The organism is Enterococcus sp. AZ011 (assembly GCF_050548355.1).
In the GTDB taxonomy this organism is placed as follows: Bacteria; Bacillota; Bacilli; order Lactobacillales; family Enterococcaceae; genus Enterococcus; species Enterococcus faecalis.
The window spans coordinates 1,379,864-1,406,473 of sequence record NZ_CP172959.1; the positions used below are offsets into that span (position 1 = coordinate 1,379,864).

The window sequence follows — 26,610 nt, forward strand, 5'->3', positions numbered from 1 at the left end:
AAGCGGCGTCATTTCTTGTTATTGATTTTTAGTTTACATAATAAAATTATCGTAACTTTAATTTATTCTAAGATAACTTAGAGAGTTCGTACCTAGTTGCTCAATCAATTGTTGCATAAAAACTAAGCGTTCGATGGCCGATCGGTTAGCAATTTTTTCATAATAAAATGCTAGAATATCCGACTGTGCTTCTAAAGGCTCGGCTTGTTCCGTTGCTACTGGTAAAAGGAGTTTTAAGTGGTCCTGGTCAATCGTAATCACTTGGGTCAAGTGCAAACTTTCTTGAAAAATATTAGGCACAGTACTGACTTTGCGGCCTCGCAGAGCTTGTTTAATGACTCTTCTCGCTTGCGAAAGATAGTATTCAGGATTTACGTCCCCTAGCAAGTCGTATAAAGCGCTGAAGGCTTCTGGCAAGGATTGCTCTTTGCCCAAGTAATCAAAATAACGAGGCATTGTTGGAACCTCTGTCTTTTCTTTTTCAAGCGTAATTATAGATAGTTGTGCCGAGGCCAATCTTTGTTTTTGATAAAATGAGGGGCCACCGCTCACGCCAAAAAAATAGTCTTCCTCTTCTGGAAACACTTGTGGCCAAAAAGATTCAGCTAGCCAAAATAATTGCTCTGTTACAGTTCCTTTAAATTTAGGAAGTTCGTCTTCAGCCAAGGGCAAACTCGCAACTTCAGCTGCCGTATAAATAGGAAAATTCAAACGATATTGACGATTTTCCCGAATGATTAACTGACAATCAATCATTTCTGATAAAAATTGTTCTAACTTGGCTTCTGTTGCAAAGGCCGCTTTTAATTGTCTTAAAATGATTCTTTCTTCCCGATGTTCATACATAAAAGTAACAAGAGGGAAAAAAAGTGATTGGTTGAGCAAATGATTGTATTGTTTCGTTTGTTGCGGAGAATGATAGTAAATTGCTAAATCATTCATGTTAACGCCCCTTTACTATTGAAGCGCCTAAGCAACAAGGAATTTATCGCGTTGCTTAGGCGCTTACGGTTTTAGTTAAAGACTTCTGTTAATTGTGGTACTACTTGTTTTTTACGAGAAACAACGCCGGGTAAGAACGCACGATTGTTAACTAATGTTACATTGAACGCTGCTTCAATTTTGGTTTGTTCCGCACCAATCGCTAATAATTCAGAATCACTGTCTAGGATATTCGTAATAATTAAGACAAACAAGTCATAATTATTGGCTGCATTTTCTGCGGCCATAGCTGCTTCTAATTCAGCTTGACGATCTAAAACTTCTGCTAAATCGACGGTATTTACTTGAGCAACGCGAACTGTTTTGCCGTTCATTGGGAAGCTCTTAGCATCTAAATCTAAAAGGACTTCAGCTGATTTATCGCTTAAATTTGTTCCTGCTTTTAATAAGTCAAGACCATAGCCTTCTAAATTAATTTCAGCAATATCAGCTAGGGCGTGCGCTGCATCGATGTCTTCTTGTGTGCAAGTTGGTGATTTAAATAATAATGTATCAGAAATAATCGCTGAGACCATCATACCAGCAATTTGAGCTGGAATTGTCACGTTATTTTCTTTAAACATTTTATAGATGATTGTACTGGTACACCCTACTGGTTCTGCACGATAATACAATGGATCTGCTGTTTCGAAGTTGGCAATCCGGTGATGATCCACTACTGCTAAAATGTTTACTTCAGCGATATCTGAAATGCTTTGTTGGAATTCGTTATGATCCACTAACATGACTTGGTTTGTTTCGCTAGCTGCTTCAGTGACAACACGTGGTGCTTCAATATTGAAGTAATCTAAGGCATATTGTGTTTCTTCACTTGGTGTTCCTAAAGCGACAGCTTCTGTCTCTTTTCCTAATTCTTTTTGTAAGTAAGCAAAACTAATTGCCGCTCCGATAGCATCTGTATCAGGATTTTGGTGTCCAAAAACTAAAATTTTTGACATAATACACACTCCTTGGTTTTGATTCACTCTTAATGATAACAAAAAATAGAAAAGAAACAACAAAAAAATTGTCTTCTTTTCTATTTTTTCGTTTGTTAACGTGCTAGATAACCTTGATAGTCCTCGACATGTAGTAGTTTTTTCGCATTTTCAACACGATCATTTTTAGGAGGTTCAATTCCTTCTAATGGATAAGGAATACCTAGTTCTTCCCATTTGTACTTGCCCATCGTATGGTAAGGAAGCACTTCAACTTTATCTACATTGTTTAATGTTTTTATGAAGGCATCCAGACGGATTAAATATTCGTCGTAATCACTACGTTGAGGCACCAATACGTGGCGAATCCAAACAGGTTTATCAATTTCAGATAAATAGGTAGCCATCTCTAAAATATTATCATTTGATTGCGTTGTTAACAGTTTATGCTGCTCGTTATCAATATGTTTGATGTCGAATAAGAGTAAATCTGTGTACTTCATCAATTCATCAAATTGACTAATGAAGGGTTCTTCCCGAGTAAAAGGTTTGCCACACGTATCTAAGGTTGTATGAATGCCTTGTGCTTTGGCTTTTTTAAATAAATCGATTAAAAAGTCCATTTGCAATAGCGGCTCACCACCACTGACAGTGATACCACCCTTTTCGCCCCAATAAGAGCGAAAACGTAATGCTTCCTCTAATACTTCGTCAGTCGTCACCACACGACCACCGGAACCAATTTTCCAAGTATCTGGATTATGACAGAATTGACATCTCATGCGACACCCTTGTGTAAATACGATAAAACGGACACCTGGGCCATCAACGGTACCAAAATTTTCTGTTGAATGAATTCTACCTGTAACTGGTGTTGTCATAATGATCCCTCTTCTTTCAAACGAAAAGGATGACACGTTAAATGTCACCCTTTCAGTTAAATAATGTAAATGTTTTTTATAGTCTGTCGTGTGAAGTTCTTGAAATAACGTCTGCTTGTTGTTCAGGAGTTAAGTCACGGAATTTCACGGCATATCCAGATACACGGATAGTTAAGTTTGGATATTTTTCTGGATGTGCTTGTGCATCTAATAATAATTCGTTTGTAAATACGTTTACGTTTAAGTGGTAACCACCTTTATCGAAGTAGCCATCTAATACGTTACGTAAGTTGTTAATTCTTGTGTCGTCGTCTTTACCTAAACCATTAGGGTTGATGGTTTGTGTATTAGAAATACCATCTAAAGCGATTGTATATTCTAAACGAGCTGTTGAGTTTAATGAAGCTAACAAGCCATTTTTCTCACCTAAGAATTTACCGTCTTGATAACTTGGGTTCGCACCTGGTGCAAGAGGTTTGCCGGCACGACGTCCGTCAGGCGTGTTCCCTGTTGCTTTACCATAAACAACGTTTGAAGTGATTGTTAATAATGAAGTCGTTGGTTTAGAGTTACGGTATGTGTGTTGACGTTTAATTTGTGTCATAAAGTAATCTAAAATCCAGTTAGCCATTGCATCGGCTTCTTCGTTATCGTTTCCGTATGTTGGGAATTCTTTTGTTGGTACATAATCAATTGCCATACCATCTTCGTCACGGATTACTTCTACTTCACCGTGTTTAATTGCCATGATACTATCAGTCGCATGAGAGATTCCAGCAATACCAGTTGCGAATGTCCGTTGTAAATCAGTATCCATTAAAGCTAATTGTGGTGCTTCATATGCATATTTATCATGCATGTAATGAATGATGTTTAATGTGTTAACGTACAATTCAGCTAACCAGTCTAAGATGTCTTTATAGCGTTCCATGAATTCGTGGTAATCTAATTTGTCACCAGTCATTGGACGATATTTTGGTGCTACTTGCATTTTAGTTTTTTCATCGACTCCGCCGTTAATTGCATAAAGAACAGCTTTCGCTAAGTTCGCACGAGCGCCGAAGAATTGCATATCTTTACCCATAACTGTTGCAGAAACACAACATGCGATTGCACAGTCGTCAGAGCCCCAGTTTTCACGTAATAAGTCATCGTTTTCAAATTGGATAGATGAGCTTTCTTTCGCGATTTTAGCTGCATATGTTCTGAAGCCTTCTGGTAAGTGAGAAGAATACAATACAGTTAAGTTAGGTTCTGGAGATGGTCCCATGTTTGTTAAGGTGTGTAAGATACGGAAGTCATTTTTGGTAACTAATGAACGACCGTCAATACCCATACCAGCAATAGATAATGTTGCCCAAATTGGATAACCAGAGAATAATTGGTTGTATTCTGGTGTCCGTGCAAATTTAACCATACGTAATTTCATGATTAAATGGTCAATCATTTCTTGTGCTTCAAATTCAGTGATTAAACCTGCTTCTAAGTCACGTTGGATATAGATATCTAAGAATGCTGAGATACGACCAATTGACATTGCCGCACCATTTTGAGATTTAATGGCACCTAGGTAACCAAAGTATAACCATTGGATTGCTTCTTGCGCATTTGCAGCAGGACGAGAAATATCGAAACCATAAGAAGCAGCCATTTGTTTTAAGTCATTTAACGCACGGTATTGTTCAGAAATTTCTTCACGTAAGCGAATAACATCGTCTGTCATTTCTTTGTTACCAGTGTTATCATGATCTTTTTTCTTTTGTTCCATTAAGTAGTCGATACCATATAATGCGATACGACGATAGTCACCGATAATACGGCCACGGCCATAAGCATCTGGAAGACCAGTAATGATTTTGTTTTTACGTGCTAAACGCATTTCAGCTGTGTAGGCATCAAAAACACCTTGGTTATGTGTTTTTCTGTATTCTGTGAAGATTTTTGTCATTTCTTCGTCAGTTTCATAACCATTTGAAACTAAGGCATTGTTCGCCATTTTAATACCACCGAATGGCATAAATGCTTGTTTTAATGGTACATCTGTTTGTAAACCGACAATTTTTTCTTCTTCTTTGATTAAGTAACCAGGTTCATGTGACGTAATAGTTGCTGGGATATCGCTATCCATGTCATAAACGCCATTTTTTTCATGTTGGATTTCAAATAATTCTTGTAGTTTTGTCCATAATTTGTCAGTGCTCGGAGCGATTGGTTCTAAGAAACTGTCGTCGCCTTTGTACTCTGTGTAGTTGTTTTGAATAAAATCACGAGTGTCAACGCTTGTTCTCCATTTGTCGCCTTTAAAGCCTTCCCATTGTTTCATGAAGTGTTTGCCTCCTTAGTTAACTGCTACTTGATTGTATGTAACAGCTTTATGTGATTAGTATAACACATAACCTTTTAGATGCAAGCGTTTTTTTATTATTTATTGCACTTTCTTAATAAATAAATGGGGAGCGAAGATTCTAAACGCTGATATATAAACATTTATACTTGTGAAAATAAGAACGATTTATAGTTGTTATCACTTGTGAAAAATGTACTTCTGTATTAAAAACAGCAGCCATCTGTATTAATACAGATGGCTGCTGTGGAGATATTTATAACACAGTTTAGTTTGTTTGTTCTTCTTCAATCACTGCAGAATGCATCTCGTGGACTTCCATTACTTGGCCATCTTTTTGTTCATCGATGACAAAGGAACCGTTGGATGTTCGTTCACTGATTGGATAGTTTTTCGACTGAATAACTTCTTGTGTGCCTTTTTGCGTAGTAACTAATAAATCTAAATCGGTACTTTCAGACATAAAGACAACACGATGTGGATTTTTCTTCAATTCTCGTAAGACCATTAATCCACGTTTTGCTCGTCCTAATTGTGTTAATTCTTGGGCTAACATGCGTTTAACACCGCCACGTTGGGTAACGATGACAATCGGTGTATCCCCTTCAGAATGAACCAGTAAACCATTAACGACATAATCGTCTTCTTTGAGGTTCATTGATTTAACTCCAGCCGCTTTACTACCCACAACAGGTACTTCATATAATGGATAGCGTAAGCCAAAACCGCGATTGCTCACGAGGAAAACATCCAATAAGTCTTGATCATTTGTTAAATAAACATTGGTAATTTCATCTTGGTCTGATTTTAATTTCATACAAGATGTCGGGCGGCTCTTATAAGTGCGCCAAGGCTCAAAATCAGCCATTTTGGTTTGTTTAATCATGCCAGCTTTTGTAATGAAAACAAAGGTTTTTGTCGGACTTAACTCTTTATAAGGATATACAGCAATAATCGATTCATCGATAGCAAGATTTAAAATGGTTTGAGAAATATGTTCGCCAATTTCTTTCCAGCGTAAATCTGGCAACTCATGGACGGGGCGATAGATCATATTCCCTTTATTTGTTACTAGTAAAAGATGATCTAATGTATTGACTTCGCCAGCATATAGTAAAAAGTCGCCTTCTTTCATGCCGATTTCTTCTGGTTTTGATGCTGTATAAGAACGAATACTACTCCGCTTGATATAGCCTTCGTGCGTCACGGTTACGACCACGTCTTCCTGCGCAACTAACACGGCTGTTTCAATCTTGATTTCTTGGATTTCCTCTTCAATTTGAGTTAAGCGCGGATTGCCATATTGCTTTTTAACTTCGCGAAGTTCTTTTTTCATGACTGAGAATAGTTCTTTTTCATTGTTTAAAATGTTCAATAACTCAGCAATTTGTTGTTCTAAAGTTTTCGCTTCTTCTTGTAAATCAGTAATATCTGTATTAGTTAAACGGTATAGCTGTAAAGTAACGATTGCTTCAGCTTGTTCTTCAGTAAACGCATAGTCGGATACTAAGTTCTTCTTCGCATCTTTTTTATCTTTACTGCCACGAATTGTTGCAATCACTTTATCTAAGATAGACAATGCTTTAATTAAACCAGCAACAATGTGCTCACGTTTGCGAGCTTTGTCCAACTCAAATTGACAACGGTTAATGATAACTGATTTGCGGTGCGTAATGTAACTTTCTAAAATCCGTTTTAGGCCCACTTGTTGCGGGGTCATGTTGTCGATGGCTACCATGTTAAAGTTGTAATTGATTTGCAATTCAGTGTTTTTAAATAGATAATTTAAAATACCTTCTGCATTGACATCTTTTTTTAGTTCAACAACAATTTGCAAGCCAGTTCTGTCACTTTCGTCACGAACTTCGGCAATGCCGTCTACTTTTTTATTTAAACGGATTTCATCCATCTTCTTCACTAGCGTTGCTTTGTTGACTTCATAAGGAATTTCAGAAATGACAATTTGTTGTTTGCCGCCTTTTAAGGGCTCAATCTTTGTCTTCGCACGTAAAATTACTTTACCACGGCCGGTTTCGTAGGCTTTTTTAATTTCTGCTTTTCCTTGTAGGATCCCACCTGTTGGGAAATCTGGTCCTGGAATGTATTCCATTAATTTCTCTAAACTTGCATTAGGATGATCAATTAAATACACGGTCCCATCAATAATTTCCGCTAAATTATGTGTAGGAATTTCTGTTGCATAACCTGCTGAAATCCCCGTTGAGCCATTTACCAATAAATTAGGATATTTGGCTGGTAAAACAGTGGGTTCTTTTTCTGTATCGTCAAAATTCCAGACGAAATCGACGGTATTTTTGTCGATATCTTTTAACAACTCACCACTTAACTGTGATAAACGAGCTTCTGTATAACGCATCGCCGCTGGCGGGTCGCCATCCATACTTCCGTTGTTTCCGTGCATTTCAATTAGTACTTCCCGTAATTTCCAGTCTTGACTTAGACGGACCATCGCTTCATAAATACTACTGTCGCCATGGGGATGATAATTCCCCATAATGTTTCCGACAGATTTTGCTGATTTACGAAAGCCTTTATCAAAGGTATTGCCGTCTTTATTCATTGAAAAGAGAATGCGGCGTTGTACTGGTTTTAGCCCATCTCGAATATCTGGTAGGGCCCGTTCTTGAATGATGTATTTGGAATATCTTCCAAAACGATCGCCCATTACTTCTTCAAGGGTTAATTCTTGAACTTCTTGGCGTTTTTCCAAAATTGTCACTCCCTACTCTATGTCAAACAAACTGATTTCAGTGTCATCGGTTTGTTCTGCTTCTTTTGTTTTTTCCGCATCTAAAAGACTTTCTCCTGTTGGTGCAGAAGTGTCTTCTTCTGAACGATCTAAAATACTGCCATCTTCTTCCAACGTAAATTGAACATGTTGTTCAATCCATTTTCGACGAGGTTCGACTTTGTCGCCCATTAATGTGGTCACACGGCGTTCTGCTTGAGCTGCATCATCAATCCGAACACGAATTAAGGTTCTAGTTTCAGGATCCATCGTTGTTTCCCAAAGTTGTTCTGCATTCATTTCCCCCAAACCTTTATAGCGTTGGAGCATATAGCCTTTACCAACTTTATCAATCACTTCTGCCAATTCACCATCAGTCCAAGCATACTCAATGACTGATTTTTTTCCAGTTCCTTTAGAGACTTTATAAAGAGGTGGTAAGGCAATGTAGACTTTGCCGGCTTCAATTAATGGTTTCATATAACGATAGAAGAACGTTAATAGCAACACTTGAATATGGGCACCATCGGTATCCGCATCGGTCATGATGATGATTTTATCATAATTACAATCTTCAATTGAAAATTCAGGACCGACGCCTGCGCCAATTGTATAGATCATAGTATTGATTTCTTCGTTTTTCAAGATGTCTTGCATTTTCGCTTTTTCCGTATTAATGACTTTTCCTCGTAGCGGTAAAATGGCTTGAAATTTCCGGTCGCGTCCTTGTTTTGCTGAGCCACCGGCCGAGTCTCCTTCGACAAGATATAGTTCATTTTTCTTAGGATTTCTAGATTGAGCCGGTGTTAATTTTCCAGAAAGTAACGATTCACCTTTTTTCCGTTTTTTACCGTTCCGGCTTTCTTCACGGGCTTTGCGAGCCGCTTCACGGGCTTCACGGGCTTTAATCGCTTTCCGAATTAATGATTGACTCATTTCACTGTTTTCTTGTAAATAGAAGCCCATTTGTTCGCCTACGACGTTATCGACAACGGTTCTTGCTAAAGGTGTACCTAATTTCCCTTTGGTTTGGCCCTCGAACTGTAGTAAGTTTTCTGGTACTCGAATAGAAAGGACGGCTGCTAAGCCTTCACGGAAGTCGCTACCTTCTAAATTTTTATCTTTTTCTTTTAATAGTCCCACTTTCCGTGCATATTCATTGTACGCCTTTGTCATTGACGTTTTCATACCGACTTCGTGGGTACCGCCATCTTTTGTGCGGACATTGTTAACGAAAGATAAAACATTTTCAGAATAGCCATCGTTGTATTGGTAAGCTAATTCAACTTCAATACCTTCTTTGGCTCCTGAAAAATAAACAACGGGTGTTAATGTATCTTTTTCTTCATTTAGATAGGCAACAAATTCTTTAATGCCTTCTTCGTAGTGAAAGACTTCTTCTTTGGGTTCTTCCCCACGTTCATCTGTTAAAGTAATTTTGACGCCTTTTAATAAGAAAGCTGATTCTCTCAAACGTTCTGCTAAAATTTCGTAAGAAAAATTTGTCGTAGAGAAAATGGTGTCGTCAGGTAAAAAAGTAACGGAGGTGCCGTTGCGTTTTTTTGTTTTTCCGATTTTTTTTAAGGTACCAACTGGTTTACCGCCGTCCTCAAATCGTTCCATGTATTCTACGCCATCACGAACAATATGAACTTCTAACCACTTAGATAAGGCATTAACAACACTGGCACCCACCCCATGGAGTCCGCCTGAAGTTTTATAGCCACCTTGGCCAAACTTACCACCCGCATGTAAGACAGTAAAAATTACTTCTACTGTTGGGATACCAGAAGCATGCATCCCTGTTGGCATTCCGCGGCCAGAGTCTGCAACACAAATACTATTATCTTTTTGGATAGTTACGTTGATTTCATTCCCGTAGCCAGATAACGCTTCATCGACTGCGTTATCGACAATTTCATAGACTAAGTGATGGAGTCCACGGCTATCGGTTGAACCGATATACATACCAGGTCTTTTCCTCACTGCTTCCAATCCTTCTAGGACTTGGATAGAGGCATCATTGTACTCATTGTTAATTTTTTTAGCCAAAGAAAAAACTCCTTATACTTAGATTCTCGTTTAGTTAATAAGCGTACATTAACTATTTCTTAAAGAATTAGAAGAAGAGTGAGCCGGTTTCTTGCGTTTTCCGTTCGCTCCTTCTAAAACCATCATTACAATAATACTCTATCTGGGTCAAAAAAAAAAGAGCTTTCCGTTCAGGACGCTCTTTCTTTATAAAATTACACGTGTTTATTCAGCATCTGCCATTTTTGCCAATTCAATTTTAATACAACGGTCCATAATAACTTGACGACCTTCATTTAATAACAAGTTCGCTGCCTCTTCATTTTCCAAACCTAGTTGGGCCCAAAAGACAGGCGCTTCTGTTTTCAATGTTTCTGCGGCCACTTCTGGCAAAAATTCACTCCGCCGAAAGACGTCAACAATATCAATCTTTTCAGGAATCTCTGTTAATGTCCCATAAACCGTTTCGCCAAGCACCGTTTCACCTTTTAAAACTGGATTGACAGGTAACACACGATAGCCATGTTGCTGTAAAATTTCCGCAATTTTGTAACTCGTGCGGTCGGGCTTGTTACTCAAACCAACCACCGCAATATTTTTTGCTTGTTTTAGAATATCAAAAATTTGATTTTGACTTGGATTCTCAAATGTCATTCACTCAACCCCTTTTTTCGTTCTTATTTATTATAACGCTGAGTAAAGGGTTTTGGCAAAATAATTCTCTGACTGCCGGTAAAATAATTATTGGCTTTGCCAATCTGCTGGATAAGTCACGTAGACAAAGCGGGCATCACCCGTCACTGAAAATTGAATTTTGCTACTTTTCGGGATTAAAATAATTTCGCCGGCTGTTGCAGAAATTTTACGTCCGTCAATCAGTATATCTAATTGTCCTGAAATAATATAATCAATTTCATCGTATTCTAGTGTCCAGTCGAAGGTGGTATCTTTCATCACCATTAAACCGCAACCAAGGCGCGGGCTTTCTTCTAAAGAAAACAGATCTTTTGTGTAAACAATGTCCGCTGGGTTGCCTGTATCTAAGCGATCGTCTTCTGTTACGTCGATTTCGGGTAATTTGATGGACATAATTCCACTTGGATCCACTTGTTTAGTCGGCATTAATTTTTCTGTGACAATTTGTCGAACAAGCGTTTCAATCATTTCACGATTTAATTCTGTCATATTTACACCTCATTATTTCACTTCTGTTTCGGGTTTCCCTAGCATTCGATTTGCCATAAAGATAGCCACAAAAATGGCGGTAATCCCTCCAACTAATTTGCCAACAATCATTGGAAAAATCATTTCTTTTGCTACGCCTGCAGTAAAACCAAGGTGGTCACCTAAAACGAAAGAAGCCGAAACAGCAAAAGCGATATTAATAATTTTTCCTCGATTATCCATGTCTTTTAACATTTGGAACATGGGAATATTGTTAGCTAATGTAGCAACCATTCCTGCAGCCGCTACTTCATTCATTCCTAAAACTTTTCCTAGTTTCATCAATGGTTTATTAAAGACTTTCGTAATCACAGCTACTAAACAGAAAGCGCCAGCTAAAGTTAAAGCAATCCCGCCAACGACTTCAATTCCTTCAGTAACTGGTGCAATGCCAGGAATCACTGTAATTCCTAATAATAGTTGAATCGCCCCCACAACTAAACCAAAGATAGCGACAATCACTACGCCTTGACCAAAAATTTGGAAGCCTTTAATCATGCCTTTTGGCGCTAACCATAAACCTAAAATAATTAAAGCGGCAACAATAATAATTGGAATTAAGTTAGGAATAATCAATGACAATGGCATGCCCGCTGTTAAACCACCTGCTAATAAACCAAAAGGAATTGTAATAATCCCGCTCAAAACACCCGTTGCTAAGAATTGTTGGTCGTCTTTTTGGATAATGCCAAGCGCTACTGGAATTGTAAAGACTAACGTTGGCCCCATCATTGCGCCTAAGATTGCCCCCGCAAATAAACCAGCTTGTGGATCATTGGCTAATTGTTGCGCTAACGCAAAGCCGCCCATATCATTAGCCAATAAGGTTGTGGCAAACATTGCTGGATCAGCCCCTAGTAATTCATAGACAGGAACGACAATCGGACTTAAAAGATTGGCTAAGACAGGCGCTAAAGTGATAATCCCTACCATAGAAAGCGCTAGAGAACCCATAGCCATAATCCCTTCCTCAAATTGCTCCCCTAAACCTAGTTTGTTGCCAATACATTTATCGATTCCTCCAATAATCATGAAAAGAACCATAATATACATAATAATTTCATTAATGCTCATGTCTCGTCCTCCCTATTCTTCCTCTGTAGAATCAATGACACCAACAATCATTGCATCAATTGGGACATTCGGATCTTCTGCCGAAATACGGGCAGCATTGCCTTGACTAATTAACACTTTGTCCCCGACACCAGCTCCAGCGTTGTCAGCAGCAATTAAAAATCCTTGCTTTTCGTCCTCTTGATTCAAAATATCAACCTTCATAAATTTCCAGCCATTTAATTTTTCATCTTTTCTTGTTGACCAAAGGCTACCAGTCACTTTTCCTAAAAGCATCGTTTTTCCTCCTTACGTCAGCAATTGATGTTTCCTAGCATAATCTTTCGCTAACGGGGTTAAATAGGCGTTTTTACTTAAAGAAACACCTGATTCTGTCATTCTTATCAATTGTTTTTCAGTAATGTAGGTTCGTTTGGTCTCAGCTAAAGAACGAAGTTGTTTTTGACAGGCCGCCTGAAACACAGCGTAATTTTCTGAATCATGATAAAAAATCATCCCAAACTGTTGGCACATGTCCACGTTTTCCTGAATCGTTTGTTTCAAACGATACTTCAATCGTGAATTTTTAGTCACTGAAGGTATTGGGGTTAAAATCAATACCGGCTTACCTTCAAATAAGAATGCTAAGATGTTTTTGACTAATTCATCCGTTTCCTGTAAATGCGCAATCGCATTTACTTGGGAAATCGTTAGCCTCTTTACAACCAAGCCTCGTGCTAGCTTCTGCTCCTTGGTTACCCAATTTACATCAGGAAAACGAACAAACATTTCTTCAGGAAATGCTTCTTTTGCTTCTGCTAAAGCCACTGAATAAGACGACGACAGCAATTGTTGACAAATTTGATCAGTAATCTGTTGAATCAAATTTTCCATTTCAGAAACGTTCATTGTCTTGCCTCCTTTTACTTAAGAATATAGCCACGAGCTCCTTTGGTTAAGCCGCAAGCGTTGGCTTCATCGTAGTCAATGTGCATGTACGTTGCAAATCGCGGACTGATTCGCACAACCACATCATCAAAGATTAACGGACGTGTGCCTTCCACTTTGACTTGTACAATTTGGCTATTGCTTACTTTATTTTTTAAGGCGTCTTCGGGTGTCATGTGAATATGACGTTTGGCAACAATTAAGCCGTGACTTAATGTCACAACTGCTGATCCGTTCATCAGCGTGACGCCTGGTGTCCCTTCTGTCTTGCCACTCTCTCTAACTGGGGCATTAATTCCTAAAATACGCGTATCTGTCATAGAAACTTCGACTTGTGATTCGCTACGTTCAGGGCCTAAAATAACCACATTTTGAAAAAGTCCTTTAGGTCCAGCAACCGTAATTCGTTCTTTACAAACGAACTGTCCAGGTTGTGATAAATCTTTCACTTTTGTTAGTTGATATCCTGGTCCAAATAATGCATCAATCTCTTGACGAGACAAATGAACATGTCGGCCAGAAGCTTCAACTTCAAAAGTATTTTGTTGTTGTTGCTGAATTCGTTTAACAACTTCTTCAACAATTTCATTCATTGAATCCAATTTGTTCATCTCCTAGTTTCGTGATATTTCAGCCATGGTGCTAATTAATTCTGTAGCCCAAGATTGAAAAAGGCCGAACAGTTGTGATTCTCCTTTTAACTGGAGAATAATTTTATCTAGTTGTAATTGAACTTCTTTTGAGGAATAGCGCCATTGTCTTTGTTGGTTAGTTAGAATACTTACCTTTGATTCCAAAATGACTGGTTCCATTACAAGCGACTGTTCTAAAATAAATTTCTCTAACCACAGTTGTTGTTGTTCGAAATATAACCAACCTTCTGTTGATAACGCTTCATTCGTTAAGAAAGGCAAATACAATAGATGGCTTAAGTGCCGAATCTCATAAATTGTTTCTTTTGATAAATGTTTTTGTTTTTGTGAGGAGGCCTTCACTGAATGAACCTCAGAAAGCAATGGGTTTGTTGAAGAGAAGCTGCTATTAATCCGATGCTCGCGTAGATAGCTTTTGGCGGCTGGCGTCAGAAAACTGCCTACAGGAAACACAAAATCCGTGCCATCTTCTAGTTCTTTTTTTAGCCTTTTGATGCGAAGCATATCTTCTGTAATAACTGTCATAACACCCCTCCTCAATGAAAGTTTAGGACAGAAGTAATGAACCTACCTCTGCCCCAAAAAATCAAAATTATAATTCAGTTGTTGCGTGTGGTAAAATAGCGTCTACTTCTGTATGTGGACGTGGAATTACATGGACAGATAATAATTCGCCAACACGTTCTGCTGCAGCAGCACCAGCATCTGTTGCTGCTTTCACGGCACCAACGTCACCGCGAACCATTACTGTAACTAAACCGCCACCGACTTGTTCTTTTCCAATTAAAGTAACGTTTGCCGCTTTCACCATTGCATCGGCTGCTTCAACAGCACCTACTAAACCACGAGTTTCGATCATTCCTAAAGCATTTGTACTTGACATTATAATTTCCTCCTAAGATGTATGTTTTATTTTTAAAAATTTGGGACAATTAGCAATTTGACTTAGGTCCCAAACCCTAAATCCAATAATTTATTTGTTTTACTCTTACTCGCTCGTTTCTTGTTAGTTTAAGCGAGCTAAAACTTGAGCTACCACGGCATTTACTAGTTCTTCTTGATTGGTTGTTTCGCAAGAAGTAGCCACAGATGTGGTTGATGTTTGACCAAATTCTTGACGAATCTCTTCTAAATCACGCACGCCATATGCAACACGACGTAAATTGAACAGATTTTCAACCCCAATATTATCAGAAGTTGAGCTGCCACCAACTGCGCCACAACCAAGTGTTAATGCTGGCACTAAGTTAGTTGAAGCACCAATTCCGCCAAGTGTACCAGAGGTGTTAACAAGCAAACGAGAGACGGGTTTTCTTAAGCCAAATTCACGAATGACTTCTTTGTTTTCTGTGTGAATACCCATCGTATGACCCGCACCTTCACCTTTCAAAATTTCAATTGATAACGCGCAAGCTGCTTCCCAGTTTTCAACTGTATAGAAAGCAATAATCGGTGCCAATTTTTCTCTTGAAAATGGATATTTCAAGCCTACATGTGTTTCCTCGGCAACAATTAAGCGGCGATCTTTTGGAATAGATAAACCAACTAATGAAGCAATATGTTGAACGGAACGACCCACGATTTGCGGGTTCATTGTACCGTTTGGTCGTAAAATAAATTTAGCTAATTTGTCGGCTTCGGCTGGACTTAAGAAATACGCTCCCTGCTTAATTAACTCTTCTTTGACCGCTTCACGGTTGACAGTTTCAACAATAATTGATTGTTCCGATGCACAAATTGTACCGTTATCGAAAGTTTTTGAATCCATTATTTGTTTCACTGCATGAGGAACATTTGCGCTTCGTTCGATGTAGGCTGGTCCATTACCAGGCCCAACACCGATTGCTGGTGTTCCAGAAGAGTACGCTGCTTTAACCATTGCGTTTCCACCAGTAGCTAAAATTAAATTTGTTTCTTTATTTTTCATTAATTCGCTGGTCGCTTGCATGGTTGGCGTTTTGATGACCGAGACACAACCTTCTGGTGCCCCTGCAGCAATAGCCGCTTTTTGGATAATTTCCACTGTTTCAATAATCGATTTCAACGCATTGGGATGTGGTGAAAAAACAATGCTGTTGGCAGCTTTTAATGAAATTAATGCTTTGTAAATGACTGTTGATGTCGGGTTGGTAGAAGGAATTAATCCTGCAATTACACCAACTGGGACAGCAATTTCAGTGACTTTTTTGGCAGCATCATCATGGATCACACCAACTGTAGCTTTGTCCTTCATTTCGTCATATACTACTTTTGAAGCGAAAGCATTTTTGATGATTTTATCTTCATAGATACCAAATCCTGTTTCTTCATTGGCCATTTTCGCTAACTTTTCTCGTTGGTTAAATGTAGCCTCTGAAACCGCTTGAACAATCGCATCGATTTGTTTTTGCGAAAATGTTGCTAATACTTGCTGTGCCTCTTTGGCTTTTCTGATTAAATTTCTTGTTTCTTGGATGGAACGTAAGTCTTTATCTACTAATTCCACTCGTCTTCACTTCTTTCTATTTCAGCCATGATTGCTTGAATTAAAGCTTCTTTATTGGCAAATTTAATCTCACTTTTCTTTAAACTACTTAGGTTCATTTTGTAGGCTTGTTTGCGTAAATCAACCACGCGTTGTGTTTCTAATTTTTGGCGTGTGCCAGTGTGTTCTTCCAAATCTGGTGTTTCAATCTCTTCTTCAATTACTTCTACTTGTTCCATCGGTTCAGGTGCTGACTTAGGTTCTGGATCTGATAAAATTACTTCCGTTTGAGCATCAACCCGTGAGATCACATGATGAGCAATTAAACAATTTAATTCTTTAGCTACTTCCGTGCCTACTTCAACGGCAGCTTGAACCGCGGCAACGTCACCAATCAGTTCCACAGTTGTTAAACCGCCATTAATAATTTCAGCTTTTAACAAAGTAACGTCGGCGGCTTTCAATGCCGCATCGGCCACACTAATGGCACCTAAAAATCCTTTGACTTCGACCATTCCTAATGCTTTCATTCAGGTCACATCCTTAATAACTCAACGGATTGTCAGCGATATTTTGAATGACTTGTTCAAACGCACTGCAAGCAGCTTTACATGCAGATTGACTACCTGTCAATAAGGCGCCGCCAAAGTTCGTTTCAGAAGGTGGGCCATAAAAGACACCCATTTGAACATCGGCAGCTTTCATTGCTGCATCTAAGCCAACCATTGCTTCTAGCGGTGGTGCAATCAGATAAGCAATCGCTTCACCTTCAGGAATATTCGCTTGTTCAGATAAAAAGCTACCCGTTCTTGATACTACATGTGCAAAATAAACAATGCTGTCATCTTCGTTAGCACTATAGAAGCTGGCTTCTTCTTCAATGACTTGCGTAATGACACTCAAGCCACTATTGACTTCGGCAGGACTCGGACCAGCAATAATGCCAATCACTTCACCGGCTAATTTGGTTGAAGCATTTGCTGCGCCAGCATACATACTTTTACCATAAACTACAGTAACATCGGCGGCTTTGGTTGCTTCATCTAATGCAACATAAGTGACATCATCACAATCGGAAGTAACAATTCCTAATGAGCGATGTTCTGGTTTCAATGATAATTCTTTTGCTAATGCCGGATCGACATTGGGAATGACTTTCATACTTAGGACATTTGCGCCTAGACGATCATTTTTCATGAGAAATCCTCCTTTATTCAGCTTCTTTTAAATCAATACCAGATTTTTTCTTGTCTAACATTTTTTTAATAATTTCGGCAATGTAGGCCCCTGCTTCAACAGCCGGTGTCCCACCTTTATGAATATTTGAAATAACTGTCCGCCGGGCTTCTGGCATACCAACAGTTGGTTTGTAAGCAATGTAGGCACTCATAGATTCAGCTGTTACTAAACCAGGACGTTCGCCAACTAGCAAGCAAACAACATCAGCGTCAGTGATTTCACCAATTTTATCCATTGCTGGCACGCGACAATATTTAACAAAAACTACATTGTCGAAATCTAAGTTGTACATGTTTAATCCTTGTTTAATTGCTGGTAGGACTTCTTTAATATTCGCTTCGATAGCAGCTGAACTAAGGCCATCCCCTACGACCATTTGGATTTTGGCTTTTGGTGTCGTATTTTTCCGAATGATTTCACTATTTTCTTCATCAAATTGACGACCATAATCTGGACGTGTTAAATATTCATCTTTACTGTTACAGATTGTTTTTGTAGAAATAAAATTCATTTCTTTTACCAAGTCTTCGCTTACGTCTGAAAAGACCGCATCTTGTGCTGCCGCATGGTCCGCTCGGAAACGTAATGTTGAACTAGTCATATAACGCGTCCCTGCACGACCAACGCCTAAACGAGCTGGCGAGAAAGCTTTCATTTTTAATAGTGCTTCAGGATCAACGGCATTTTTCAATAGTAATTGTTTACGTAAATCTACTTCAGTAATGTCAGGAATTAGGCCTTCTTCAATTTCTGTCGTTTCAGTGACGTGTGTTGTGACTGGTTTTTCTTCAGCAGTCACAGTGGCAGTCGAAACCGCTTGATTGTCAGCGACCATTTCTGTTAAAATTCCGGCAATCATTTCTTTTAATTCTTTTTCGTTCATTTGTATTCTCACCTCGTTTATTTAATAAATACAGATGCATCGCCAGCGCGACTTGTTAATTTTCCGTTTTCCATTAAGCCCATTTTTTCCATCCATTCTTCAAATTCTTTAATTGGACGTAAGCCTAATGTTTCACGAATCGTCGCAGTTTCATGGAACCCAGTTGTTTGATAATTTAACATGACATCATCGCCATGAGGAATCCCCATGATATACGTACAACCAGCTGTTGCTAATAACATTGCTAAGTTTTCCATATCATTTTGATCAGCTTTCATATGGTTGGTGTAGCAGACATCACAGCCCATTGAAATTCCTGTTAATTTGCCCATGAAATGATCTTCTAAACCAGCGCGGATGACTTGTTTTGAATCGTAAAGATATTCTGGTCCAATAAAGCCGACAACGGTATTTACAATATACGGATCAAATTTTTTGGCTAAGCCATAACAACGCGCTTCCATTGTGACTTGGTCTGCGCCAAAGTTCGCTTCAGAAGAAAGTTCTGAGCCTTGACCTGTTTCAAAATACATCACATTAGGACCAGCTGCTTGACCACTGTGAAGTGCTAAATCTTGTGCTTCAGCTAAAATTTCTGCATTTAAACCAAATGCTGTGTTCCCTTTTTCTGAACCAGCGATGGATTGAAAGACTAAGCCAGTTGGCGCGCCTTGACGCATGGCTTCCATTTGTGTCGTTACGTGAGCAAGCACGCAAGTTTGTGTTGGAATTTCCCATTCGCTACGGAACTCTTCAAATTTGTTTAAGATTCGTTTAACACTTTCTGTAGAATCATCAACAGGATTCAAACCAATTAAAGCATCACCGGCGCCATAAGAAAGACCTTCCATAACTGAAGCCATAATGCCATCGACATTATCGGTTGGATGGTTCGGCTGTAAACGATTTGAAAAAGTTCCGGGACGGCCAATCGTTGTGTTGGCGGTTTTTTCAATATTGATTTTTTTTGCGCCAACAATTAGATCCATGTTGGACATTAATTTACAGACAGCAGCAATCATTTCAGAAGTGAGTCCACGGGAAATTCGTTTGATATCAAAATCGGTTGTTTCCGAAGATAAGATAAATTCGCGTAATTCTGCGACTGTCCAATGTTTAATACTTTCAAAAATTCGCATATTGACTTGGTCAATAATAATGCGTGTCACTTCGTCTTCGTCATAATCAACGACGGGATTGTTAAACAAGTCATTTAAGGACAATTCTGATAAAACGACTTTCGCCGCCACGCGTTCTTCGGCTGAATTAGCAGCTACGCCAGCTAACTTGTCGCCAGACTTTTCTTCATTGGCTTTGGCTAAGACTTCTTTAACGGATGTAAATTGATAGACTTTGCCAAATAGTTTGGTTTTTAAAATCATCTTTGTGTCGCTCCTTTTTAATTAAATACTAAGGTCTTAACAATGACTGGAAGGACGGCCCCTTCTGCCACTGGTAAGCCGATATCTACATAATCACCGTTTTCTACTTTGACCGAGTCAAGACAGATAAACGGATAGTCTTTTGGCAGATGGGCACTTAAGGCATGCCCTAAAGCTTTCGCCATGTCTTCATCCACCATAACAATAATGGGAATTTGTTCAGCAACTAAACTAGCTAATCCTTCCACAATCCCTTGACCATAGCGTTGAATATCAGCAAATGTTGGATTGCTCATGCCTCTAATTGCTAGGGCAATCTGGGGTGTTTCTTCAATACGATGCCAATTGAGTTTTTCTTGGATTCGCTGGCCTAATTCTGTCACAGTAAGGGTTTCATCCTCTTGCGCTAATTTTAGAATTGGGATATTTTTTACCGGCAAAATTTGCTCACGATAAGCGATCGTGCTTCCGCTAATTTCAGCAGTATGTGAACCTGCTCCGACGACCGTCGCTCGGATTGTTTCTGCGCTTTCTAAGACTTCTTTTTCCGAAAAAATCAGTGACTTTCTCAAGTATTTCCCTAAAAGTAAGCCGATGTCCCCATATTTAAAGAGATTCGTACTTGTCGTATTTAAGCAATCAGCCACACCACCAGAAAATGTTACAATTGGTAATTCCTCACCTTTTCGTAGTGGATGGTTCGTTACTAATAACTGGTAGAACGGACTTTGTGTCCCCAAGCCAATGCTATTTTCTAACACGGCAACTAATTCCGAAATAATTGGCAGTAAGTTTTGTTCGGTGGCTTGGTCACCAAGGTGCAAGGTTAGCCCTTTTTTATTTATAATTTCTTGAATCTTCGGAGCTATATAGGTGATTTTTTGTTGTTGATCTAATTTAATTAAGCGTCCGCCAATGTCAAAACAAGCCGTATCAATCACTTCACCATCTTTAAAGACAGCTAAATTTGTCGTTCCACCACCAATGTCTAAATTAACCACTGGTTTGCGTTTCGTTTCAGAATAAGTTTGAGCACCAGCGCCTTTCCCGGCAATGATACTTTCTAAATCAGGTCCGGCCGTAGCAACGACAAAATCACCTGCATAGCCACTAAGTGCTCGTAGCACATTGTTGGCATTGCTTTTTCGAGCAGTTTCACCTGTGATAATTACCGCACCCATTTGAATATCTTGTTTATGAATGCCTGCTTGGCGATATTGCTCCGCTACAAACGCTTTGATAGGTTCTGCATCAATTTCTGATTGGTTAAGTAAGGGTGTAAAGATAATGTCACTTCGGTAAATGACTTTTTTATCAGAAATGCTGATACGTGGTACTGTAAACGCAGAGGCAAAATTTTCAACAGTTAATTCTGACAAGACTAATTGGGTTGTAGACGTCCCTAAATCAATCCCTACGGTTAAAAGTGTTTCCTTCGACATCGCCTGACTCGCCTCCTTTTGCATACAAAAAGGCACTTAAAGAATCGTTAGAAAATTTCTTTCTACTTTTCTTTAAGCGCCTTTGCTTAATCAATGAACAACATCACTGGTGTTCTGTTCGAAATAGAAACAGGTTTTAGTTCCCTGTTTATTGGATTCAATTGTAATTTTTCCTTTTAATTTATCTTTTACGTAGCTTTTGACAATCATCAAACCTAAACTGGTCTCGTTACTTTGATGAACGTCATAGCCTTTACCATTATCTGTAACAGTAATGGTAATCATCTTATTATCTAATGTTCCACTAAGTTTAACAACGCCACTTGTTTGTGGCTCAAATGCATGATCAAAAATGTTTTGTAATAGTTCGTTGACAACAAGGGAAATGGTGACCATTTGTTCGCTAGAAACCATAATGGCTGGATCAACATCCATCATCATCTCAATGGGTTGTGCGCCTTGAAAAAGATGTCTAAAATTATACATCACTGCTTCCAATGTTTGCCGTAAAGCAACGTCATCTTTGACTTGTTTTGACAGCAATTCATGGGTGGCTGCAATCGCCATAATTCGATTGACACTTTCATGAAGGACTTTCTTTGCTTCGGGGCTTTGCGTTCGCCGTTCTTGAATACGCAATAAGGAAACCACCGATTGCAAGTTATTTTTAACACGATGATGAATTTCACGAATCGCAACAGATTTGGAAATAATTTCCGCTTCTTTTTCTTTAAATTCTGTATTGTCTTGAATAATCATAATCAGTTGTTCTTCTGATGCCAACCACACTTTCCGAACCTTAAAATAATAATTAAGGTAGGTCGTTTTGCTTTCAATTGGTTGATTACTCATTTTATATTTCATTTGATACAACACATATTCAAAAGTTGTATAATCGATGGACAAATTGTCATAATTCATTCCAATGATATTATCCCGATAACCAAGTTTGCGATAAAGCTCTTGTGCATTGTGATTGGTAATTAATAAGTGACCCGCCGCATCAAAAATCAAAACGGCTTCTGCCAATTGATCAATAAATAATGCGTCGACTTGACTAGTTGATTTCGCTACTTTTGCTAACTGGCAGTTATTTAGCTCCTCTTTTTGTAAGTCCGCTTGAATCTCTTCATCTGCCGCAATCTCGACAATAATGACACCAATCGTTCGATGTTCATTGCGAATGGGATAGATATTTTGCTTAATCAAACGATTTTCCTGAGTCACTGCTAACAAACCAATGCTATTTAAGCTAGTCTGCATGGTACGCAGAACACCAGGTTCATTTTTTAATAAAGCTTCCATCCCGACGACATCTCCGCTATATAAAGAAGTTGTCTTCGCAGGCGGCTTATGATAAACGACTAGTGCTTGCTGTGACATTTCCTTATACACATCAATAAAAACATCTGCACTTTGATACAGTGTCGTCGAAGAAAGATAACGTGCTGTACGTTGTAATTCTTTAATGTCTGATTCTGAAAGATTGGTATATTGGTGACATAATTGCTCTAATCGTTTCATTTATTCATCATCCATTACAATCAATTCTGCAATTTCACTCATACGTGCGCGTTTGTTCATACTTAACGTACGCAACATTTGGTAGGCTTCTTCTTCCGATATATGATTTTCTTTTACAAGAATACCTTTGGCTTTTTCGATAATTTTACGTTCTTCTAATTTTAAACTTAATTTATCGATTTGATTTAGTAACAGCTGCGTTTGTTTGCCTCGTTCAATGCTCATTTCAATTGTAGGTATTAATGATTTTTCATCTAGAGGTTTAACTAAATAACCCAGTGCGCCTAATTTTTTAGCCTTGTCCGTATTTTGTACGTCACTGTATGCAGATAAAAAGACAATACTACTGGCTAGTTGGTCTTGAACAATTTTTTTACCTGCTTTTAGACCATCTAAAATTGGCATTTGAATGTCCATTAATACTAGGTCAGGTTGTGTTTTTTTACATACTTCAATTGCTTCAAAACCATCGGCCGCTTCACCGACTACTTCGTACCCTGCTTCTATCACAATATCACGAATATCGAGTCTCGTAATAGGTTCATCATCGACTATTACAATTCGTCCATCCATTTTCTTCACGCCCTTGTCCTTTCAACGCTATGTTCTGGTAATTTTACAAGTTACAGAAAAGTTTAAAATCTGTTGTAAACCTTCAATCACCGCTTGTAAGGCCGCTTCCACTGAGCTTACGTCACCAGAAATGACCACCGATCCAGAAAAACGATCAATAAAACCGATTTGGATATCTCCGCTTTTAGTCGCAATATCAACAGCGATAATTGCCGCTTCGCTCGGAGTGATTGTCAAAATACCTAGTGCATTGCTGGAGCCTTCTGGCAACCCTAATTTTGTATAAATTTCTTTATTAGGACTAGCAATGATGTGCGCTAACGTTACTTGTTTCCCAGGAACATATTCTTGAATCATTCGTTGTTTTTCTTCCAACCAGACTCGCTCCTTTAATTTAGCAAATAAAAAATCCTCAATAAAAAACGTAAAGGTTCCACTTTCGCTTTCTACTAAGGAGCTTCTTTGCTCTTAAATTTTGAAGCACGCCGTTGTGCTACCCACATTATATGTTATCGATTTCATCCTGTCAATCGCTTATAAGATAGAATTTAAAATTTTTGTCACTTCTTCTGTTGTTGGTTGGACAGGATTTGTTTTGGTGCAGCCATCCATCAATGCGCCTTCAGCTATTTTTGGGATTGCAGCTTGGACTTCTTCTTTTGGTAAACCATAATCACTAAAAGTGGCAGGCATGTTTAATTTTTGACGGAGTTGCTTGATTTGTCGAATAAATTGTTGAACACCAATCCGTGCATTGGTTGTCTGTGTATCATTTAGACAATTTGCTAACTGCGCATAACGTTTAGCTGTTGGTTCGTTGGTGACTTTGCCATTCGCTAAGCCACTGTTATATGCAATGACTTCCGGTAAGAGCATCGCATTCATTCGTCCATGTGGCACATGTAAACGCGCACCGGCCGCATGAGCAATACCGTGATTCAAGCCTAACGAAGTAACATTAAACGCCATCCCTGCCATACATGAAGCTAAATGCATATTTTCACGGGCTTGTTGGTTGCTACCCTCATTAAAGGCTATTTCTAAATTGTCGAATACTAAGCGAACGACTTTTTCGCACAACGCATCTGAAATCGGATTTGCTTCTGTTGAAACATACGCTTCAATAACATGCGTTAAGACGTCCATTCCTGTATCCGCTGTGATTTTTGGTGGCACACTCATCACTAAATTTGTATCTAAAATCGCAATTTCTGGTTGAATTTCATCCGTTACAAGCGGGATTTTGGTGCCAGTTTCAGCAACCGTAATCACTGAAAAATTCGTAACTTCTGAACCAGTTCCACTAGTTGTAGGAACCGCAATAAACTCAGCAATCTGAGTTTGCAAAGTACGTTTGCCAAAAAATTTCATTGCTTTGGCCGCATCAATAGCGGATCCCCCACCTAAAGCTAATATCGTATCTCCTTGAAATGTCGCTAAATGCTTAATTCCCGCAGCAATCTTATCAATTGGTGGATCGGGGATGATATCACTAAAAATTTGCCATTCACTTTTTGTTAAATGCTTTGTCACTTCATTCACAAATCCAGAGTCAACCATGAATGGATCTGTGACAATGAAAACACGTCTATCATGAAGTGTTTCCAAATTGGCTAATGCGCCTTCTCCTACCCATAGTTCGGTAGGGAAATGAATTGTTTTCATCTCAATTCCTCCTTAATAAAATACAAAAAGACACTTCAAACAAACGAAAAATCATCTGTCTGAAGCGTCTTTGCTTCCTTATGTATACGCCATTGTACACGAAACCTTATCCATAGAGTACAACGCCTTTAATTAATTGTCAATAAAAAAAGGGAATATAGCAGTACGTCATTGTACCTGAAATCTCCTTCAACATTGAAAGACCAGCCCAAAATTCCCAAAAGCACTTCCTCGTGCCATTAATTGGATTAATACAAATATCTTGGGCTGGATTTTCAACACAAGCGTTGTTAATAAACATCCTGTTTTGCCTCGAAACAGCATGCCCAATAATGAAAAAATGAAAAGACCTGACTTAAAAGCAACCTTGCTTCTTCACAGTGGCGGGACCGTGCCAGATTCTCACTGGCTTCCATTCATATTTTTCATAAAATATTCGTTTAATCTATCTGAAATTTACCATAAGTTTTTTAGAAAAGCAACTGTTTACAATCCATCTTCTTTAATTTTATGGAAAACCATTTCGCTTCGTTCATAAAAAACATCAGGTCGTTGTGCTTGAACATTTAAATAGCGAGCCAACGCATAAAAATAATCTGATAAACGATTGGTAAAAATTAATACCTCTTCGTTAATTTTGGCTGTCCAATTTAAACGAACAATGATGCGTTCTGCGCGCCGTGCAATCGTCCGAGCCACATGAACCATACTGGCTGCTGGGGTTCCGCCAGGTAAAATAAAACGATCAATATCTGGTGATTGTGCAGTGTAGAAATCAATCCGCTGTTCTAGCCAATGCACACTTTCCTTTTGTAATTTAAATGGTCGTTGTGCTTCAATCGGTGTTGACAAATCTGTTCCCGCATCAAAAAGTAAATGTTGTAAAGCTTCTAGTTCTTCTTTAATTTCTTGATTTTCTTGTGGAAGTTGGCTGATAATATAGCCGACCCAAGAATTCAATTCATCAATCGTTCCATAACTTTCAACTCGATCAGAATCCTTAGCGACGGTTGAGCTGCCGACTAATTTCGTCATTCCCTTATCGCCAGTTTTTGTATAAATTTTCATTCTGCTTCATCCTCCTCTAAATAATCTACTAATTCTTGCAAGCCAATTTTTTCAACAGAAGAAATTTCAAAAATTCTTGTTGCACCCGCACTTTTTAATTGTTGCCGAACAATCTCTAACTGCTGAGAATCTTGTGCTAAATCAATCTTGGTTAAAATACCAATGATTTCTTTCGGGAAAATACTACCAAATCCTGGTGAAAAAACTTGTTGTGTTTCTACAGCACTTTGAACCAAACCAATCACATCTGCTTCTGCCGCTGTGACGTTTAACGCATTATAATATTGTCGATGCAAAATAAACTCGCCTGGTGTATCAATCATTTCTGTATGAAATTCCACCGCCTGTGTTTTATCATAAATTAATTCTTTGCCTTGCAGAGCTTGACATAACGTGGTTTTGCCACAACCGATAGCTCCCATTAAAATGATTCGTTTCATCGCTACCTCCATAAAAAAGGAGCCCAAAGCAAGTACCATCACGTACTTAGTCTTGGGCTCCTTTGCCGATTTGTTAAAACACGCCATTGTGTTTCTGCTTCTTTGCCTTTATCTTACCTGTTTCCAAA

The 26,610-nt window shown here is 38.7% G+C and carries 26 protein-coding genes and 1 riboswitch; all 26 genes read right to left on the reverse strand.

Annotated features, from left to right (window positions below):
- Positions 1 to 57 precede the first annotated feature (57 nt).
- On the reverse strand, positions 58 to 942 hold the full coding sequence (locus IGL36_RS06670; protein ID WP_002365679.1) for a DUF1803 domain-containing protein: 885 nt from the start codon (positions 940 to 942) through the stop codon (positions 58 to 60).
- Between the two features lie 71 nt (positions 943 to 1,013).
- A complete protein-coding gene (locus tag IGL36_RS06675; protein WP_002398300.1) occupies positions 1,014 to 1,940 on the reverse strand; it encodes a manganese-dependent inorganic pyrophosphatase in 927 nt (308 codons plus the stop codon).
- Between the two features lie 95 nt (positions 1,941 to 2,035).
- Entirely contained in the window at positions 2,036 to 2,800 is a 765-nt protein-coding gene (pflA, locus tag IGL36_RS06680) for a pyruvate formate-lyase-activating protein (protein WP_002357530.1), read from the reverse strand.
- 76 nt (positions 2,801 to 2,876) lie between these two features.
- Entirely contained in the window at positions 2,877 to 5,123 is a 2,247-nt protein-coding gene (gene pflB, locus IGL36_RS06685) for a formate C-acetyltransferase (RefSeq protein ID WP_002357529.1), read from the reverse strand.
- A 289-nt stretch (positions 5,124 to 5,412) separates the two neighbouring features.
- Positions 5,413 to 7,875, reverse strand: a complete 2,463-nt coding sequence (parC, locus tag IGL36_RS06690) for a DNA topoisomerase IV subunit A (protein ID WP_002357527.1) — start codon at positions 7,873 to 7,875, stop codon at positions 5,413 to 5,415.
- Between the two features lie 12 nt (positions 7,876 to 7,887).
- Positions 7,888 to 9,945 carry a DNA topoisomerase IV subunit B gene (parE, locus tag IGL36_RS06695; RefSeq protein WP_002381887.1) on the reverse strand — a complete coding sequence of 686 codons (2,058 nt, stop codon included), beginning with the start codon at positions 9,943 to 9,945 and terminating at the stop codon, positions 7,888 to 7,890.
- A gap of 204 nt (positions 9,946 to 10,149) precedes the next feature.
- Entirely contained in the window at positions 10,150 to 10,578 is a 429-nt protein-coding gene (locus tag IGL36_RS06700) for a CoA-binding protein (protein ID WP_002365680.1), read from the reverse strand.
- An 87-nt stretch (positions 10,579 to 10,665) separates the two neighbouring features.
- A complete protein-coding gene (locus tag IGL36_RS06705) occupies positions 10,666 to 11,109 on the reverse strand; it encodes an ethanolamine utilization protein EutQ (protein WP_002357522.1) in 444 nt (147 codons plus the stop codon).
- A 12-nt stretch (positions 11,110 to 11,121) separates the two neighbouring features.
- Positions 11,122 to 12,222, reverse strand: a complete 1,101-nt coding sequence (eutH, locus tag IGL36_RS06710) for an ethanolamine utilization protein EutH (protein WP_002357520.1) — start codon at positions 12,220 to 12,222, stop codon at positions 11,122 to 11,124.
- Positions 12,223 to 12,234: 12 nt separating this feature from the next.
- Complete coding sequence (locus IGL36_RS06715; protein ID WP_002398302.1) at positions 12,235 to 12,498, reverse strand: EutN/CcmL family microcompartment protein; 264 nt, start codon at positions 12,496 to 12,498, stop codon at positions 12,235 to 12,237.
- Between the two features lie 12 nt (positions 12,499 to 12,510).
- Positions 12,511 to 13,110 carry a TIGR02536 family ethanolamine utilization protein gene (locus tag IGL36_RS06720; protein ID WP_002398303.1) on the reverse strand — a complete coding sequence of 200 codons (600 nt, stop codon included), beginning with the start codon at positions 13,108 to 13,110 and terminating at the stop codon, positions 12,511 to 12,513.
- Positions 13,111 to 13,124: 14 nt separating this feature from the next.
- Complete coding sequence (eutD, locus tag IGL36_RS06725; RefSeq protein WP_002357516.1) at positions 13,125 to 13,760, reverse strand: ethanolamine utilization phosphate acetyltransferase EutD; 636 nt, start codon at positions 13,758 to 13,760, stop codon at positions 13,125 to 13,127.
- A 3-nt stretch (positions 13,761 to 13,763) separates the two neighbouring features.
- Positions 13,764 to 14,327, reverse strand: coding sequence for a hypothetical protein (locus tag IGL36_RS06730; RefSeq protein ID WP_002398304.1), 564 nt, complete (start codon positions 14,325 to 14,327; stop codon positions 13,764 to 13,766).
- Between the two features lie 67 nt (positions 14,328 to 14,394).
- On the reverse strand, positions 14,395 to 14,685 hold the full coding sequence (locus IGL36_RS06735) for a BMC domain-containing protein (RefSeq protein WP_002357513.1): 291 nt from the start codon (positions 14,683 to 14,685) through the stop codon (positions 14,395 to 14,397).
- A gap of 123 nt (positions 14,686 to 14,808) precedes the next feature.
- Complete coding sequence (locus IGL36_RS06740) at positions 14,809 to 16,287, reverse strand: acetaldehyde dehydrogenase (acetylating) (RefSeq protein WP_002357511.1); 1,479 nt, start codon at positions 16,285 to 16,287, stop codon at positions 14,809 to 14,811.
- A complete protein-coding gene (locus tag IGL36_RS06745) occupies positions 16,278 to 16,796 on the reverse strand; it encodes a BMC domain-containing protein (protein WP_002357510.1) in 519 nt (172 codons plus the stop codon). The genes IGL36_RS06740 and IGL36_RS06745 overlap by 10 nt, the downstream gene beginning before the upstream one ends.
- Before the next feature lie 13 nt (positions 16,797 to 16,809).
- Entirely contained in the window at positions 16,810 to 17,463 is a 654-nt protein-coding gene (gene eutL, locus IGL36_RS06750; RefSeq protein ID WP_002357509.1) for an ethanolamine utilization microcompartment protein EutL, read from the reverse strand.
- A gap of 13 nt (positions 17,464 to 17,476) precedes the next feature.
- Complete coding sequence (eutC, locus tag IGL36_RS06755) at positions 17,477 to 18,388, reverse strand: ethanolamine ammonia-lyase subunit EutC (protein WP_002363986.1); 912 nt, start codon at positions 18,386 to 18,388, stop codon at positions 17,477 to 17,479.
- A 17-nt stretch (positions 18,389 to 18,405) separates the two neighbouring features.
- Positions 18,406 to 19,770, reverse strand: a complete 1,365-nt coding sequence (locus tag IGL36_RS06760) for an ethanolamine ammonia-lyase subunit EutB (protein ID WP_002357506.1) — start codon at positions 19,768 to 19,770, stop codon at positions 18,406 to 18,408.
- A 17-nt stretch (positions 19,771 to 19,787) separates the two neighbouring features.
- A complete protein-coding gene (gene eutA, locus IGL36_RS06765; RefSeq protein ID WP_002382341.1) occupies positions 19,788 to 21,236 on the reverse strand; it encodes an ethanolamine ammonia-lyase reactivating factor EutA in 1,449 nt (482 codons plus the stop codon).
- 66 nt (positions 21,237 to 21,302) lie between these two features.
- Complete coding sequence (locus tag IGL36_RS06770; RefSeq protein ID WP_002366726.1) at positions 21,303 to 22,736, reverse strand: sensor histidine kinase; 1,434 nt, start codon at positions 22,734 to 22,736, stop codon at positions 21,303 to 21,305.
- Entirely contained in the window at positions 22,737 to 23,309 is a 573-nt protein-coding gene (locus IGL36_RS06775) for an ANTAR domain-containing response regulator (RefSeq protein ID WP_002357503.1), read from the reverse strand.
- A gap of 27 nt (positions 23,310 to 23,336) precedes the next feature.
- Complete coding sequence (eutS, locus tag IGL36_RS06780) at positions 23,337 to 23,684, reverse strand: ethanolamine utilization microcompartment protein EutS (RefSeq protein WP_010716993.1); 348 nt, start codon at positions 23,682 to 23,684, stop codon at positions 23,337 to 23,339.
- Positions 23,685 to 23,843: 159 nt separating this feature from the next.
- Positions 23,844 to 24,974: a 1-propanol dehydrogenase PduQ gene (locus IGL36_RS06785; protein WP_002378260.1), complete on the reverse strand. Its 1,131-nt coding sequence runs from the start codon at positions 24,972 to 24,974 to the stop codon at positions 23,844 to 23,846.
- A 292-nt stretch (positions 24,975 to 25,266) separates the two neighbouring features.
- A riboswitch (adenosylcobalamin (AdoCbl) riboswitch) is annotated at positions 25,267 to 25,416 on the reverse strand.
- Between the two features lie 44 nt (positions 25,417 to 25,460).
- Entirely contained in the window at positions 25,461 to 26,042 is a 582-nt protein-coding gene (locus tag IGL36_RS06790; RefSeq protein ID WP_002371113.1) for a cob(I)yrinic acid a,c-diamide adenosyltransferase, read from the reverse strand.
- Positions 26,039 to 26,482, reverse strand: a complete 444-nt coding sequence (locus tag IGL36_RS06795) for a EutP/PduV family microcompartment system protein (protein WP_002363995.1) — start codon at positions 26,480 to 26,482, stop codon at positions 26,039 to 26,041. Before IGL36_RS06795 ends, IGL36_RS06790 begins: the two co-directional genes overlap by 4 nt.
- Positions 26,483 to 26,610: the final 128 nt, after the last annotated feature.